The following is a 16,474-nucleotide window of genomic DNA, read 5'->3' as shown; positions in this document are numbered from 1 at the left end:
AATGATAAAGCGGAGAAAATAATGAGTTTTGTAAAAAGATCAGGGTTACGTATACGCTGAGTATAGAAAAAAGCACCCCGGATCATGGGCATAATACGCCCTGAATCCGCAGGTACTTTGGGTTGAGCTGGATTTTGCTTCAGCATTTACATCTTTACTTTTGTGAACTGGGGATGAGTTGTTTGTGAAATCCGACCTATCTCCACTTTATATTTAAACTGGAAAAATACAATATATAAACCGATAATGTTGAAAATGGCTAACAACGCAAAGGACATTATTCATTGAAGGAGTTGTACACTTTTGAAAAGATTCTATCTAGGTTTTGGATTAACGATCACCATTATCATTGTACTATTATCAAGCTCTACTCCAACAGAAGCAGCATCGAAGAAAGTAAACTTAAAATTGTCCGAAGGAGGGATGTACTATGGTGAAGTTTTAAACGGAAAACCTCATGGTAAAGGAACCGCGAGATGGGAAGAAACCGAAGTTTACTCTGGAGATTGGGTGAGTGGTAAGCGGCAAGGAAAAGGCAAATATACATATACATTAGTTAAAGGTGGAGGTGTCCCCTTTGAGGATTACAATGAATCTAATATGGGCCATGGAACAGGCGAATTCACTACAAAAACTTACACCGGATCATGGATTAATGATACATATCATGGTAAAGGAAAAGAAATTACGCAATGGTTAGAAGTACAGTATCTTACTTCTGATGGTAAGGTTTACCCTATACTTGACAGATACATCAACACCATTAACAATGGAACATTCAATCGGGGCAAGATGTCTCAGGGATATTACGCAATCCACTCTTCAGATACTGTCTCACTAGGATATACCGATCCTACGACTACGATTGCTCTCAAAAATGATTATTTCAACGAAAAGTTAACCGGGGATAAGGACTTTTTTGACACGATTATCGATTATAAAAAGAAACACGGTTCTTCTGAAAAATATATTGGGATTAAACCATCCGAATTCTCCAAAGGTACATTAACTAGTGGCAAATTCACGGGGGTTACGCATCTAATCGATTATAGTAATTCAGTTAGTTATTCTAAACAAGTCATAATGAACGATAACGTATTAAAGGAGAATCACATAACATCTGCCGTCTTTGATAAAGATCGCAAGCAAATCATTAATGAATTCCTGCAAGCTATTAAGCCCTATTCAGTCAAAATCAATACCATCTCTGACGAGATTATGTCATTAAAAGACATTAACTATGAGGGAATGACTCCCTAGGTAGTGGAGGTCACAAAATGAGAAAAAAAGCGATGGATTGTGAGCATAGTCATTTTGATTATCATACTTTTCATGAGCGAATTGATGATGTTGTCCTCAGGAAAGGTTGGAGTTCTCAACATAACGCAGAGAGTTATTTCAGGTGCACCTCATGTTATCGTTCAAGGGCAGACACTGTCTTACCAAGGTAAGGTTCATTGGGAGGAAATCCAAAGTAGTATCGAAGAATATTCCGTAAGCGATGAAGGAACGGTCTTGTATAAAGCACTAGGCATCCCTGTCCCCCCACCTTGGATATATGTGAAAAAAGGAAACCATCAGGGTTTCCGATATAAAATCCCGCATCTTCCCTGGAAACTATAAAATGATCCGGGAATTTCACGAGCGGACATCAACAGTTGTCCGCTTTTGCTATTAATTTATAATCTCACTCGCTCAATGGTGACATGTCCTATGGTTCGGGTATCAAATACAATCCACACTATTGTTCCTCTCACATACCTTCCAATCCGTTAAACTGCCTTAGCATGGCGGTGAAACGTTCCAGTTCCTTATCATCCCATCTGGATATACGGTCATAAAAAGCTGACTCCTTCTCCTTGAGCGCAGCAACCGTCGATTGTTGACCAAGTTCCGTAAGAGACAGTAACACCCCGCGCCGATCCTTGGGGTCTTGCTCTTTGCTAACATATCCCGACTTTTCGAGTTGTTTGATTAATCGGCTGACCGAGCTGCGGTCCATTGCATTCACTTCTGCCAAAGCCGCGGCGCTTGTTGGACCATAGGAGTAAAGCCACCGTACCAGTTGAAAAGCGGCAGGTTGCAGATTCGCATCAAAACGCTCGGCAGACCGAACGTTAAGCGCATGCGAAGCACTGATCAGTGCATGAATCTGCTCACCCAGTGCTAGTTCCAGGGCTGCTCTATCTTTGGTTTGGTAAATGCCCTGAATCCTGGCTTTAATGTTACAGGGCTTGGACGAGAACTATAGTTTGCAAGTGTGCTTGAACGCATGTTAACCTTTTTGCACATTGGCGACCCGCGCCGGGGTGCGGATATCATTACTCGGTTGGCTGTGGATTTGAAGTATGGCGAGGTTTCGGGAGGATATTTCAATGTGGGAACTGGAGCATCTATTGTTTCTATACATCCTGGCGGAGATGAGGCCATGCAAAACAGACTGTGGATCGCTACGAGACAACTGATAAAAGATAACGGCGTACTGGATTAATTGAACAAGAACAGGGGTGTTCCATAAGCCATAAACATAGCTAGGAACACCCCCGCCTTTTTTCAGCAACTTAGATTGCTGCAAATACCTTGTCAAAACCTGCTTTCGACTTAGCCAATATTTCACTCAATCTTAGATTCGATGCCGATGCCAGTACTTCCTGAGCCACCACACCATTGTAACCAATCGCCTGCAGATTTCTCAGAAATCCACCCAGATCAATGACCCCTTCGCCGGGATACAAACGCTCATAATCCAGCAATTCTTCAACGGGTAGATCATAGGCATCATTAATATGAACATGAACAATCTGCTCTTTCTTCAGTTTCAGCAGATCTTCCATCGGTAAACCATTTGTATGCCAGTGATATGAATCTACCAGTAAACCTACGTTAGGCGCATGGATCGTCCCGATCCAGTCCAGCGTATCTTCCACACGCCAGATAAACGGATTCTTCCATTGTGTCCGCAAATGGTGGCAGCCAACAAACTCCAGACCTAACTTAATCCCGTAAGCATCCAAGATATCTGCACAGAGTCTCAAGCGTTTCGTAGCGGCGGCCATAAATTGCGCTGCCGGTTGATCCGTTGAGGGTAAAATATACGTGCAACAGCTGTAACAGTCCAGCGAAGCAGAAGCTTCTGCCATAGCGACCAACGATTGCAATCCCTCACGAAACTGCTCATCTGTCGTCCGCCACTCTACCGTCAGGCCCGATGAACCGATGATCACCTGATTGCTTTCCAGCAGATGTTGCGCCCGTTCTTTGCCATACGTTTCAATCAATGAGAGCGGATTCAAATCTACAGATCCGAATCCGTGCTTGGCCGCTTCTGTGATATATTGTTCATCAGACTCGATATTGCCCAGTCCCGCATTCGTTAACCCTCTAATCATCCCAATCTCCTCCTGTGACTCGTCTGGAATTGCAGCTTGTGTATCATTTTCTTTATCATTTTATAATAGCAGTACTCTCCAAAAAAGAAACCATCAAAAAAGAGCCGCAACAACGTTACATTAACGTCATTCCCGCTCTAACATCTCTATCTCACACTCTCCAGCGTATACCGGTTACGCGGAATCTCAAGACCCAGATTCTCCCTTAGCGTCTCATGTTCATATTCTGTACGGAACAGCCCTCGTTCTTGCAGAACCGGAACAACGAGCTCCACGAAATCTTCCAATCCATTGGGTACTACTGTACGAACATTGAATCCGTCTGCCGCTTCGCCTTCAAACCATGCCTGCATCTGATCTGCGATCTGATCCGGTGTACCAATGAACGATGTACGTGGGGTAGACGCTAACAACGCCACTTGGCGCAGGGTCAGCCCCTGTTCGCGTGCCTGCTGCTTGATCTTGTCCGTTGTACTGCGGAAGCTGTTGCTGCCGATCTCCCCAATCTCGGGAAAAGGTTCGTCCAGCGGGAATCGGGAGAAGTCATAATGATCGAAGTACCGCCCCAGATAGTTCAACGCCTGATCAATACTAACAAGTTCGGCAATTTCCTGATACTTCTGCTCCGCCTCTTCCGCAGTTCTACCCACAATCGGGCCGATGCCCGGGAAGATCAGAATATCCTTTGCCTGCCGTCCATATGCCACTACTCTTGCCTTCACATCCCGGTAGAACTCCCTTGCTTCCTCCAGCGTCTCATGCCCTGTGTAGACGGCATCCGCCGATCGGGCGGCCAGATCTTTACCAGATTCAGATGAGCCCGCCTGGAAAACCACCGGATGGCCCTGCTTCGAACGCCCCACATTAAGTGGACCCTGTACCGAGAAGTGCGCTCCCTTGTGATTCAGCGTATGTAGCTTGGCAGGATCGAAAAATACGCCCTGCTCTTTGTCTCCGACAAAGGCATCGTCCTCCCAGGAATCCCAAAGGCCTTTGACCACATTCAAATGTTCTTCTGCAATTTCGTAGCGCAGCGCATTGTTGGGATGTTCGCCTTTGCCAAAGTTCAGTGCCGATCCTTCCAGAGGTGAAGTAACCACATTCCATCCGGCTCTCCCATCGCTTAATTGATCCAACGAGGCAAATTGCCTCGCAACCGTGAAGGGTTCACTATAGGAAGTAGACAATGTAGCAACCAGCCCGATGTGGGAAGTTGCCCCGGCGAGTGCGGACAGAAGCGTCAGAGGTTCAAAGCGATTGAGAAAATGAGGATTGGACTTCTCGTTGATAAAGAGACCATCTGCAATAAAGAGCAGATCAAACTTCCCTTTTTCAGCGATACGCACCTGCTTCTTGTAGAATTCCAGACTAACGCTCGCGTTAATTGGAATATCCGGGTGACGCCAAAAGGAAATGCTGTTACCCACTCCGTTCAGATTAGCTCCCAACTTCAATTGTCGTTGCGACATATATATTCCTCCCTATGTTGTAGTGATGACCATTCAGTTCAAGTCCGCCTGTTTCACATTACTAACTCTGGCTGCCCAAGCCGCTCCCAGCAACACAATCCCTGTGAAGAGAAAAATAAACGGAATGCCGATCCATCCACCGAGTAAACCACCGATTAACGGTCCAAGTACAATACCGAACTGACTCGCCGTCTGACTCAGACTGACAGCCCTCCCACGAAAATCGTGATCAGCATACTTGATGATCAGCGCATTAAGCGCCGGATAGACTGCCGCAAAGAACAAACCATAAACAAATCGCAGGCTGCCAAAATAAATCAGATTCGTTGCTGTCATCTGCAACAGACTGCCAATTCCACCGCCAATCAGACCAATAAATAGTGTTTTCTCGTATCCGATCCTTCCACCAATCTTCCCCCATCGCGGCCCCATAATGACGGTTGCCACACCAATCGCCGAGAAGACAATCCCTGCACTGAGTGTTGCACTGCCAACATCTCCGCCAATCTGGACGACATAGAGCGTCAGCACCGGTTCGATGATGAGCACGGAGGTAGAGACTAAGAGAATCAAACCATAGATTCGCATCAAACCCGGCGTGGAAGCCGCTCTTTTCAAATCCCCTATGATCTTCGTTGGAACGATCGTACGAGTTTGTCGTGACTCCTTAACACCCAGGACCATTAGAGCCGCGAGCAATGTAATTACAGCGGATGCAATGAAACATCCCCGCAGTCCGATCCAGTGACTCAATACACCACCGGCAAGAGGACCAAGAATCCCACCCGCAGCGCTGGCCGTGGAGATCACGCCAAGTGCGTAACCCACCTGTTTCTCCGGAGTATTGGTACCGATCAGTGTAATCGAGGCGGGATGGAAACCAGCCATGAGTCCCTGAAAGACCCTCACCGCGACAAACGTATACGGATCATACACAAAGAAGTTAGCCAGATGTGCAATGCCTAGCCCCACTCCGGAACGGACCAGCATCAGTTTGCTGCCATATTTATCAGCCAGTGATCCCCAGAAGGGTGCGCATAATCCGCTGATCAGAAAGCTGATGGAGATAGAGATACCGGACCAAACTTCCAGACCGCTCTGGATACCAAGATCATTTTGCAGAAATATAGGAAAAAACGGAACGGACAGTGAGTATGCCATATGATTGAAAAACAGGCCGAACCACAGAATATACAGATTTCTCTTCCATTGTGGCATCTGGGCATTCTCCATACTATATAATTCCTATATAAAAAGTAGGTTATCATCCATATTAGGGTAACGTCATCGGAAAGTATAATAGAAAAGTTCAATAGACCCATTCAAGAATTAAATGAATGGGTCTATCTTATTGTAGATACATCGTATTTAATTATTGTCCTAACTGTGATTGATACTCGTATTCGAATACATGTTTCATAATATCCAATTCCATATTTTTCAATTCAATGATTTTATCCAGCATGACATCATACTTTTTGTATACACCCTGCTCCATGATGAATTGATTCATATACATGACCAGATTACGGAGTTTTAAAGCTTCGCTAACCAGCTCTTCTAACCTTATTTTTATCGAAGGATCAGGGAGAATGTCAAGTATGGCTTGAGCAAGCAGTTGTTTATGTTCGTAAAGCAGGTGAAAAGGATGTATAGCAAACGGCTGATTTTGCATCCCTTTCTTCTGCATCCCCAGCATATCAATCATCTTATCGTATATTTCACTTCCAAGATAACGGTGATCCTTTCTCAGAATACCGCGAACTTGATTAGTCTCTCCTACGTATTCTTTCAAAATATTCATTAGATCCTCTTTGGAGAACTGGAGAACCGTTTCATAATAATATTCACTTGGTTCCTTGTACTCATCTGTCTTTTCAATGGCCCATATTCCGTTTAGATAATCCGTAGACCATTCAGCATCGAAATTCGAATCTTGAATAACAGTGATCTCATCATAGGGAAGCCATTTCTCACCGTAGAATCCATCCCAAAAATCATGACACAAAAACTCTTTACGATCCGAATCGAATCCAGAGATGAATACCTCATGTTTACCACCACCAGGAATATTTCTCAGGAAATAAATATAATTATTCTTTTGAATTAGTTCCACTATAAAATCTTGCAGTTCCCACTGTTTTAAAATCATATCTCTATCGTACACCCTTGTAATCAACATGGGGCATGTCGACATTTTGAATTTGTGCCAAGGATAATACTGTGAACAGACGTCCAATCCATAGCCCCCCTCATCATTGTGATGCAGGATGACCAATAGAAAATTATGATAAATCCAGCTACGTGAACGCTTGTCCAAGTCCAGCATGGAAAAGAGACTCGCGTGATGTGGGTAGGTAGTCATTAAAGGCTCGTTCACTTGCAATTTTTTAATCATGACTGATCTCCAATCCTGAGCAATTTATTAAGTTATGCTTCTCCAGTTCATGAATGGCTTCCAGCTTGCTTGTGAATTTTCTCCACTGATTATGTGTCATATTCTCCCGATATACTGCCTTCGCCAGCACATTACGTAACTCACTCCAATGATCCTGTATTGCCTGAGCAGCAGAAACAAGATCGGTATGATGTTCATATAACCGTTGCATACGATAGGTTTCGACCTTTTTGGCATTCACAATGTCTACAATGGATTGTAGAACAAGTTCAGCATAGGCCATATCAGGTGAATCTTCTTCATTGAACTGATACGTCTTCTGTATGAAGGACAGAAGATGACTCAGTTCCTGATTAATTTCTCCTGGTGTAACGCGCACATGATCAATAAACATGTCACGCAGTTCTCCCAGCATGATGTTGTTTCTTTCATGTGAGACAGTTTCACAAGCTGAAAATGCGTAGAACGTAGGTACTTCTTCTTCCTCCATGAAATGCCGTACGAATCCTTCATAAGCTTGTACAATATCATTCATAGGCATCTCCATCGGTTGATACGTGAGATTGTCCCGATGATCATGTTCTATTACATGGAACACTTGCCGCTGGAGATCATACCCATAGATTAATAAGGAATGAGGCCAGTGGGTACGTAAATACATGTCTTTGCGCAAGGACTCGTAATAACAGTCCACTCGGATAATTACTGGGCGGTTCAAATTAACCGCTTCTATAATCTCTTTTCGTACATCCTCGCTGTAGGTCTTCGTTTCATAAGTTATCCCCATACGCTCAATTAGCTGGTCATCTGATAATACAGCTTGATACTCTAATCGAAGTATGCCCTGATGTTCATCGAATCTATAGTGCATTCGGTCGTTGATCATCACAGACAGTACACCAATAGAATAGAAGTTCAATACGGGAAAGAGTGAATTATAGAAGCAGTTTTTGTAGAAAACATCATTAAATGGCTCTATTCCTGCGATGATAACTATTGGCCTATGGGAATGATGTAATATAAGATGATTCGCTTCCGCCGTTGCCCCGACTTCCTTGGTAAATTGCTTCATTGCACCATCTGTCTCTGGCATATCCTGCTCTTCAAGCTCTTTTTGAGAGTTATGCTCATCCGCTTCATATCCCTTGTTTTGAAGCACTTCAGCCAGTGATGCAATAGTCTCATGCCGCATCACTTCATCAGCAGTAAGCGGAATACTCTGCCTCTCCATATTCGCCTCAAGTTTAATGACATTCAGTGAATGCCCTCCAATTTCGAAGAAGCGGGCATGAACGTCAATCTCTTTCAATTGCAACAGATCCGACCACAATTCGGCGAGCACCTGCTCTAATGCATTGCGTGGAAGTGTAATATCTGTCCCTTCTCCCTGTAAGAGCAAGGGATCTGGAAGAGCTTTTCGGTCCAACTTCCCATTGGCCGTATATGGCATATGATCCAACATGGTGTATCTGGAGGGCAGCATATATTCAGGCAACTCTATCAGCAAAAAAGATCGCAATTGCTCCTGATTGATACTTTGGCTCTCCGTTACTGTGTAATAGGCACATAACAGGGACTGCCCATCCTGATCTGACCGAACTGTGACCGCAGCAGCCGAGATAGCCGGGTACTGGAGCAACCTGTTCTCGATCTCCCCGAGTTCAATCCGATAACCACGTATTTTCACTTGAAAATCGGAACGACCCAGATACTCCAGATCTCCATTATCATTGAGACGTGCGAGATCTCCTGTTTTATACATATAAGCACCTTCATGAAAAGGATCCTTTACAAACCTCTCGGCCGTAAGCTCAGGTCTGTTCCAATAACCTCTGGCTACTCCATCTCCTGCGATGCATAACTCTCCCGTTGCTCCGATTGGCATATGCCGATGCCGCTTATCCAGAATATAAATACGGGTATTGGCAATCGGATGACCAATCGAAATTGTCGCCGTAGGGGAAAGTTCCTTAATGCTCGACCATATTGTTGTTTCTGTGGGTCCATACATATTGTAGATGCGGGCAGAGGTTATCCCCGCGACCTCCTCATACAAGGCATACGGTAGAGCTTCCCCTCCAATCATCAATATTTGAATCATGCTCCATACCGGTGAATCGACTGTAAGCCCAATCTGAAGCATTCGCAGTCGAGAAGGAGTTATTTGAATTAATTCAATGTTGTGAGTAACAATTAGATGCGCAATACGGCTTGGACTTAACTGATCCTCCTCTACTGCCATGATCAGTGTTAACCCGTTAGCGAGTGCCCCGAGCGTTTCCAGTACAAAGATATCAAAGGAAAATGTTGTGAGGGCGAGAATTCGTTTGCCAGCTTCAAAAGAAATGCTGCGGGATACACCTTCCACAAAGTTTCTTAGTGCCCGATGTTCAATCATGACCCCTTTGGGCCTGCCTGTAGATCCGGAAGTATATATCAAATAAGCCAACTGCTCCGACGAAACAACTGGCAGTGAGATATGTTGGTCATCCCATTCTTCCATGCGAGAAATATCGATTATTTGGCCTGTGTATATGAGTGAGCCGATCAGATCGGGCTTCGTTAGCACAATCGCAGCCTGGCTATCCTCCAGCATGAACTGCAAACGATTATTTGCATATGCAGGGTCCATCGGCATGTAAGCAGCCCCCGCCTTAAGTACACCCAGCATAGCCAAGAGCATGTCTTCCGATCGGGTTAACAGAATTCCTACAATAGCACCTGATCTTACTCCCTGAGCTAACAGGTATTTCGCAAGTTGATCTGATTTGCAATCCAAGCTTCGATAGGTAAGAATATTATCTCCGCAGATCACTGCGGGAATATCCGGCTGTTGCGCAGACCAAGACTGAATCACCTGGATGATTGAACGAGCTTTAGGAAAACGTATCTCCGTATCATTCAGATGTTCAATAACCTGGTCTTCCTTGCGCGAGAGCATCTTTATATGATGTAATCCCTCATCTGGATGGGCTGTACAAATAGAGAGCACACGCATCACGTGGTCTACAATCTGTTCAATGGTTGCTGGAGAATATAATGCGGCATTGTAATTCATGCGTAGCGCCAGCCCCACTTTAGACATTTGAAGTGAAAACACCATATCGGCTAGGGGGCCTGTTTCCTGTAGATTCTCCTGCATATTGTCCATACGAACCACAGTGGCCACCCTTGGCAAGTCTGTCCCTTCATGACCAAGCAATTCAAGAATTTTCTTCAGTGAAAGATGGTTAAACTTTTTGGCTGCACCCACAAGGGTCCTGAGCTGAAGAACAAGTTCCTTAAAAGAACACTCTTCACCAAAATTGATGCGAATAGCACGTAGTTGACTTGAATTTGTTGCACCAGACGAAGCGGGAATACCTACAGTTATATCGTCATTGTCCAGATAACGGTGTAACACGTATGTGACACCTGCCAGAAGAAGAATAAATGCCCCTGCTTCGGTGTTCCCGGAAATGCGAAAGATTTGTTCTGAAACAGGTTGAGGAAATGCAAGTTGCATCTCCTCAAACACTTGCTCACCCCATGTTCCCCTCGTTTTATCACCAGGGAACATACTGAATTGAAGGTCCCCTGAGAGATGGTTTAGCCAATATTGCTTCTCCTCTTCGAACTTTCGGCTCGATAATAGCAAATTTTGCATGAATGCACCTGGCTCTGCTGACAATTAGCACGCCTCCCATTCTCTTTGGGATCAAGAATAATCAGATTAGGTTGAGACCTTTTTTCTTTGCCATCTTTTCTACCTTGCGCAGCATAACAATTGAGATGATTGTATACGAAATGGCAAAAAAGATAAGGATGCACCATTCCATCCAGATCGGTGCAAGGGGCACCCACTCTGTTTTGAAACTGTAATAACGCACCATATCATACCCCCAGGTATAAGGCAGGAGATATGCAATCCAACGAACGACTGCAGGAAACTGGTCCACTGGGAAATAAGCACCTGCTACAAATTCAAACATGATAAACAAAATACCCACAATGGATGAGACCTGGCGGTACAGAATCCCCAGTAGTGCAATCATGACGCCAAGCGCCATTAATGCAACGATGACCACAAGGCAGGTGACTAGAATCATCATGGATTCAGCAAAGTTGAGACCTGCGTACAGAACAAGCAGGATATACATCGGTATGAACACAATGACATTCATTAATGCACTGGCTACAACCGTCCCTACATAATACGCATAACGAGAGATTGGATTGCAGTACAGATACTCCAATGTGCCGTTATGGAGATCGTTCGTCACGGCGCCGAGCGGAGCGTTTAACGCTACTCCGTAGAACAACCATACAAGTATTGCACCCAGATAAAAGATAAACAGGTTATCTCCTTGAAGTATATTCTCTCCCTCGTATACAACAAACGTGGACATCAGCAGAAAAAAGAGTACTCGTAGACCCAACTGTAGGAAGTTACCGAAGAAGTTGGGCAGATACCTTACAGCAATCTGCAATTCCTTCACGGTTGTTGCCCACACGACGGTGAAAAATCCGGTAGGTTTACCTATCGCTTGCAGCTTTAGCGTTTCCTGACCTGTCCCGGTTTTAGCGTATTCGATACTCACGATTCTCTGCCTCCTGCCAATGTGTACTCTAAATTCTCATCAGACTTCACATAGAGCTGAACAAACAAATCTTCAAGTGTTAGTTGTCTATGCTGAATGGTTGTATGGATATTTCCTTCTTTTAATTCACTAATAACCGCGCCCATCCCGTCGTACAGGTTCGTGATTCCGAAGGAAATCGTGTCTTCCTCCTCACGAATAATTGTGGAAGCTACCTCCGGCAGAGCAGTGATTCGCTCCTGAATGGAAGGGGGCAAGTCTGCTCTGGGAATGTCGATGAATTCGACTGCGCCCAGATTGGATTTTAGTTCGGCAATTGTACCTGTTTTAAGGAGCGTCCCTTTGCGCATCAGGGACACCCGGTCCGTCATGTCTTCTACCTCAGTCAGAATGTGAGAGGTCAGAATAATGGATTTCCCCTCATCCCGCACATAACTTTTAATGAACTCACGTACACGCCTCGAGATCACGGGGTCCAGGCCCTTGGTCGGTTCATCCAGATATATCACTTCAGGATCATGCAGCAAGGCTCGCATAATGACAACGGTTTGCTTTTGGCCTCCCGATAATTGCATAAATTGCTTGTTCAGATGTTCCGAGAAATCCAGATACGCACTTAATTTGTCAATCTGGTTTGAGATCTCTTGTTTGCTAAGTCCGGTAAGTCTTCCAAAGAATATCAAGTTCTCTCGAACAGTTAATCTCGCATAAGCAGAGCGTTCAGTGTCTTGACCCACGTATCCAATTAGTCTCCTGATAATGTTCGCATCGGTATCCAAATCGTAGCCGCCGATATTGACAATTCCGGAGTCCTTGGTCAACAAGGTCGCCAGGACTTTAATAAATGTTGTTTTCCCTGAACCGTTGGTGCCCAGAATTGTGTGGATCTCACCCTTGCGAAGCTCAAAGGACATGTTATCTAACGCTAGATGTTTACCATAGGACTTAGTGACGTTCTCCGCGGATAGTACTCTCACTTGTTTTCCCCCTTTATGTATTGCCTGTATTGCTGAATTCATGGGAGGGCGAATACGCTATTACAGCGTATTCGCCCCTAATGTAATCACTTTACGCCGACAGCTTCGTGTACCAGATACTCAGACAGTTCGTAGTGATGTCCAGTATCATCAATGATATGATTCATCCACTGATTTCTTTCTTTAACAGGTAACTTTTTAGTTTCAAAGATGCCCTTGAGCAGTTCCAACGCTTCTATCATTTGCTCTTTGGAGGGTTTGTCCCCCGCATTTTCAACCTGCTCCTGAATTGCCTGGATTCGTTTGTAACGCTGAACAACACCTTGTTGATACTCTGCTTCATCCCAATTCTGGTTCGGCGTTGCCACTGCAATGGCTAAACATTTAGTTATGACTGTCGGTACTCCTTTTTTCTTCTTGCCATCCGCTTGAAACATGCTGATCAATTTCTGACGTTCCGCTTTTTCGCCAAAACAAAGCGAATTGATATCAGGACAGTTCGTTTTGGTCAATTTGTTCAGTACATTTTTGGGTCCCATTTCGATGGCAAGTGTGACACCGAAACGCTCAAGGTATTGAAGAATCCGTGTCCATTGCACAGGTTTGACCATCTGATCTGTCAGCAATCCCGGAATTCGCTCCACATCACCATAAGGTTGACCTGTAACATTGGATAGTACCGGCCATTTGAACATATTGTACGAATACTTTGCCAGTTCTTGACCGAGGCGCTCTGCATCTTCCGCCATCAGCGAACTATGAATGGGTGCACTGGACATTAGGGGAGTAACCTGACCATCGGCATCCAATACGGCTGCTTCGATCTCCTCCAGTACGTATTGATGACCGGATACGGCAGCTTGTGTTGGCGAATTATAACAGGAGACCACAGCTACACCCTGCTCGCCGCTGTATTGTTCACAGAGTTGCTCCACAATGGATGCGTCAATACCGTCCATAATGGTCATTGATCCTGTCCCCCGATCAATATGAAGCTGCATCATTGCACCACGCAATTTGGTGATTCGAACAGCGTCGGAAAATGTCATGGCCCCTGAACATACCAACGCCGAATATTCACCCATACTGTGACCTGCACAGAATTGTGGTCGAATCCCCACTTCCTCCATATATACTCTGAAAGCCGCTACATTCGTTGCCAGAAGAGCAGGTTGCATGTTCTCATTCTGATTCAGTTCAGATAGACTTCCTTCAAAACATAGTTTTGCCAGATCCACACCTGCAACGTCACTCGCTTCCTCGTACGTTTGCTTGGCAATGCTATATTGATCATAGAAACTCTTTCCCATTCCTACATACTGAGAACCTTGTCCCGGAAACAGCAGTGCTATTTTTTCCATGTCGTAACCTCCATTAATAGGGTTGGTATATTAATTATTAATAATGTTCAGTTCCACATATGAAGGAATTTTCTGAATATAGCTCATGTCGTGTTCAAAAATGACAAGGTCCTCTTCCTGATGGATTTCTTTGAATCCGCCAAATTTATAGGTCAGATACATCATCCGATTACGATCGGTCATTTTGAATTCAGCCCGTATCTTGACCCCGGCTTCTTTCGCCTGTTCCAGGATATAATTCATGAGAATCGTGCCTACCCCTCGTGACATTACACGGCAAGACATCAGCAGCAGCTTCACGGTCCAGTACTCCTCTTCCATCTCAAGCAAAGCGAGTCCAATTTTTCCATATGCTCCATACTTGTCTTCCAGTCCTGTAATGAGAAGTTTGTGATTAGGAGATTGACTGAGTTGTTCCAGATCTTCATAGGAATAGGTATACCCTGTGGTGTTCAGCTGATGAGTCCGCACCGTTAACTCTTCTGCACGCTGCAGATCATCTCCCTTGAGGGGAGAAATCGTAAATGTCATGCCAAGTGAAGCCAGAAAGTCATCTTTGGGACCTGTGAATTCCTCTTCCGCCTTATTACGGATCTCATCGCTTTTGTACATTAAACGGCGAAGTCTGGAGTCCTCTGTAATAAAACGGGGATTCATCATCTCCATATCGGGAATGTCCAGGTACTGGGCAGCATCTATGCATCGAACTTCAGCATGCTCAAACTGTACCTCTTCCAGCTCAAACATCTGATCATCCACAAAAGCAACCGTATTCGCTCCGATATTAATGGAAGTTATGATGGATTGAATGGAGCTCGACTTGGAATTCCAGTGGATCTGGGGGTATAGGAAATATTCATGAATTCCGAATTCCTCAAGCTTCTCCATGGCTGTCTGATGGTCATTTTTACTGGCGATGGATTGCAGAACTCCGCGCTCGTCCAGTGTCCGGATCACATCAATAATTCCCTCTTTCAAGACAACATTCTCATCTTCCAGAAGGACACCTTCCCAGATTGTATTATCCAGATCCCAGACGACCAGCTTCACCTTCTCTTGCTTTTGCTTGTCCATTACCGAACTTACCGATGGATCACCCATACCTGAACCCCTCCTTCGCATATTGTTCCAAACTATTGCTTCAAGACCTTCAGGCAGTCTATGCTGTCTTTCGTTCAATCAGTTCATTAATCTTGTTCAACGTACGGAAATTGCTCAGATCCATATCCTGGGTCTCAATCCGAATGTTGAATTCTTTCTCCAGAAACATCACCATCTGCATTGCAAACAAGGAATTGGCAAAACCCAATTCAAAAATATCCTCATCATCCTGAATTTCACGTTTGCGATAGAAACGACTCAGAAATGTTTTTACTTTGACTTTGGACTCCATGCACAGTCACCTCGTATAATTTATAGTCGATACACTTACAGAATCACGTGCTCAAAGAAGCCTTGACCGCTTTTTGCTCCTAACAATCCGGCATCCACCATCTTGCGAAGCAAGGGACATACTCTATATTTCGGGTCCTGATAACTCTCATAGAGTACATCCAATGAATGAACCACAGTATCTAGACCAATCAAATCCGCTGTGTGAAGCGGGCCCATCTTATGTCCAAAACATTTGACGAATATATCATCAACCTCTTCCGGTGAAGCTACCTGATCCTGAACGACAAAGGCAGCTTCATTCATTAGAAGATGGGATATTCGGTTGGATACAAAACCGGGAAGATCTTGTACCAGTATGGCTTCTTTGCCCATGGTATGGAGCAGGGATCTGGTTGCTTCAATCGTTGTATCCGAAGTGTGATAACCCTGAATAGCTTCGACTACCGGTTTTAACGGGACTGGATTCATAAAATGCACACCGATGACCTTGTCCGGCCGTTTGGTGATGGAGCCCACTTTTGTAATCGAAATGCATGATGTATTGACCAAATAAATGCAAGAATCGGGGCAATAGTTTTCAAGCTGTGCATAGACCTCTTTTTTCACATCCCATTGCTCAGGCACGTTCTCAATAATAAATTCTGCATCGCTCAGCGAATCATAATGTGTCGTAAACTCCACACGTGAGAGCACAGTATCCGGGTCTTCGGCATCAGCATCCTTGTTATAGAAGCCGGAAAACCGGATGTTGGTAAACAAGGCTGTTCTCGCCTGATCCAAAATTTCCTCATTCACGTCGATCAAAACCACGTTGTGCCGGGACTGCGCAAGGCTCTGCGCAACCCCTTTTCCCATGACTCCTGCTCCGATAACACCAACCTTCATCCCTATCAACGCCCTTCTGC

Annotated in this window: 13 protein-coding genes and 1 pseudogene; 2 read left to right on the top strand and 12 right to left on the bottom strand. The window is 44.7% G+C overall.

What is annotated here, in order from left to right:
- Positions 1–303: 303 nt before the first annotated feature.
- Positions 304–1,260 (top strand): MORN repeat-containing protein, encoded by a 957-nt coding sequence (locus FE296_RS18410; protein WP_150365917.1) that lies wholly within the window; start codon positions 304–306, stop codon positions 1,258–1,260.
- A gap of 493 nt (positions 1,261–1,753) precedes the next feature.
- On the opposite strand, the gene FE296_RS18405 is transcribed toward FE296_RS18410, so the two are convergent.
- Positions 1,754–2,224 (bottom strand): MarR family winged helix-turn-helix transcriptional regulator, encoded by a 471-nt coding sequence (locus FE296_RS18405; protein WP_411860590.1) that lies wholly within the window; start codon positions 2,222–2,224, stop codon positions 1,754–1,756.
- Between FE296_RS18405 and FE296_RS18400 the strand changes: the two are divergent.
- Positions 2,198–2,491: pseudogene (locus FE296_RS18400) on the top strand (short-chain dehydrogenase); the annotation flags it as partial. The gene FE296_RS18405 and the pseudogene FE296_RS18400 overlap by 27 nt on opposite strands.
- Before the next feature lie 70 nt (positions 2,492–2,561).
- On the opposite strand, the gene FE296_RS18395 reads toward FE296_RS18400, so the two are convergent.
- The 11 genes from FE296_RS18395 to FE296_RS18345 all read right to left on the bottom strand — a co-directional run bounded on the left by FE296_RS18395 (position 2,562) and on the right by FE296_RS18345 (position 16,454).
- On the bottom strand, positions 2,562–3,389 hold the full coding sequence (locus tag FE296_RS18395) for a sugar phosphate isomerase/epimerase family protein (RefSeq protein WP_150365915.1): 828 nt from the start codon (positions 3,387–3,389) through the stop codon (positions 2,562–2,564).
- Positions 3,390–3,535: 146 nt separating this feature from the next.
- A complete protein-coding gene (locus tag FE296_RS18390; RefSeq protein WP_150365914.1) occupies positions 3,536–4,858 on the bottom strand; it encodes an LLM class flavin-dependent oxidoreductase in 1,323 nt (440 codons plus the stop codon).
- Between the two features lie 33 nt (positions 4,859–4,891).
- Positions 4,892–6,076, bottom strand: a complete 1,185-nt coding sequence (locus FE296_RS18385) for an MFS transporter (protein WP_190945333.1) — start codon at positions 6,074–6,076, stop codon at positions 4,892–4,894.
- 154 nt (positions 6,077–6,230) lie between these two features.
- Positions 6,231–7,256, bottom strand: coding sequence for a hypothetical protein (locus FE296_RS18380; RefSeq protein ID WP_150365912.1), 1,026 nt, complete (start codon positions 7,254–7,256; stop codon positions 6,231–6,233).
- A complete protein-coding gene (locus FE296_RS18375; RefSeq protein ID WP_150365911.1) occupies positions 7,249–10,926 on the bottom strand; it encodes a non-ribosomal peptide synthetase in 3,678 nt (1,225 codons plus the stop codon). Before FE296_RS18375 ends, FE296_RS18380 begins: the two co-directional genes overlap by 8 nt.
- A 37-nt stretch (positions 10,927–10,963) precedes the next feature.
- A complete protein-coding gene (locus tag FE296_RS18370; RefSeq protein ID WP_124115732.1) occupies positions 10,964–11,836 on the bottom strand; it encodes an ABC transporter permease in 873 nt (290 codons plus the stop codon).
- Positions 11,833–12,813: an ABC transporter ATP-binding protein gene (locus FE296_RS18365; protein WP_124115731.1), complete on the bottom strand. Its 981-nt coding sequence runs from the start codon at positions 12,811–12,813 to the stop codon at positions 11,833–11,835. The genes FE296_RS18370 and FE296_RS18365 overlap by 4 nt, the downstream gene beginning before the upstream one ends.
- Positions 12,814–12,899: 86 nt before the next feature.
- Positions 12,900–14,174 carry an ACP S-malonyltransferase gene (gene fabD, locus FE296_RS18360; protein ID WP_124115730.1) on the bottom strand — a complete coding sequence of 425 codons (1,275 nt, stop codon included), beginning with the start codon at positions 14,172–14,174 and terminating at the stop codon, positions 12,900–12,902.
- A 30-nt stretch (positions 14,175–14,204) separates the two neighbouring features.
- Complete coding sequence (locus FE296_RS18355; RefSeq protein ID WP_124115729.1) at positions 14,205–15,275, bottom strand: HAD-IIIC family phosphatase; 1,071 nt, start codon at positions 15,273–15,275, stop codon at positions 14,205–14,207.
- Positions 15,276–15,333: 58 nt separating this feature from the next.
- Positions 15,334–15,567 carry an acyl carrier protein gene (locus FE296_RS18350; protein WP_017686948.1) on the bottom strand — a complete coding sequence of 78 codons (234 nt, stop codon included), beginning with the start codon at positions 15,565–15,567 and terminating at the stop codon, positions 15,334–15,336.
- 35 nt (positions 15,568–15,602) lie between these two features.
- Complete coding sequence (locus FE296_RS18345; RefSeq protein WP_150365910.1) at positions 15,603–16,454, bottom strand: 3-hydroxyacyl-CoA dehydrogenase family protein; 852 nt, start codon at positions 16,452–16,454, stop codon at positions 15,603–15,605.
- Between the last annotated feature and the right edge of the window lie 20 nt (positions 16,455–16,474).

This window comes from Paenibacillus sp. UASWS1643 (assembly GCF_008693195.1).
GTDB lineage: Bacteria > Bacillota > Bacilli > Paenibacillales > Paenibacillaceae > Paenibacillus > Paenibacillus amylolyticus_B.
This window is presented reverse-complemented; position numbering and strand designations above follow the sequence as displayed.

Coding starts and splice junctions, on each gene's coding strand:
- FE296_RS18385 (WP_190945333.1), bottom strand. CDS start 6,076: ATGCCACAATGGAAGAGAAATCTGTATATTCTGTGGTTCGGCCTGTTT.
- FE296_RS18380 (WP_150365912.1), bottom strand. CDS start 7,256: ATGATTAAAAAATTGCAAGTGAACGAGCCTTTAATGACTACCTACCCA.
- fabD (WP_124115730.1), bottom strand. CDS start 14,174: ATGGAAAAAATAGCACTGCTGTTTCCGGGACAAGGTTCTCAGTATGTA.
- FE296_RS18355 (WP_124115729.1), bottom strand. CDS start 15,275: ATGGGTGATCCATCGGTAAGTTCGGTAATGGACAAGCAAAAGCAAGAG.
- FE296_RS18345 (WP_150365910.1), bottom strand. CDS start 16,454: ATGAAGGTTGGTGTTATCGGAGCAGGAGTCATGGGAAAAGGGGTTGCG.
- FE296_RS18395 (WP_150365915.1), bottom strand. CDS start 3,389: ATGATTAGAGGGTTAACGAATGCGGGACTGGGCAATATCGAGTCTGAT.
- FE296_RS18390 (WP_150365914.1), bottom strand. CDS start 4,858: ATGTCGCAACGACAATTGAAGTTGGGAGCTAATCTGAACGGAGTGGGT.
- FE296_RS18350 (WP_017686948.1), bottom strand. CDS start 15,567: ATGGAGTCCAAAGTCAAAGTAAAAACATTTCTGAGTCGTTTCTATCGC.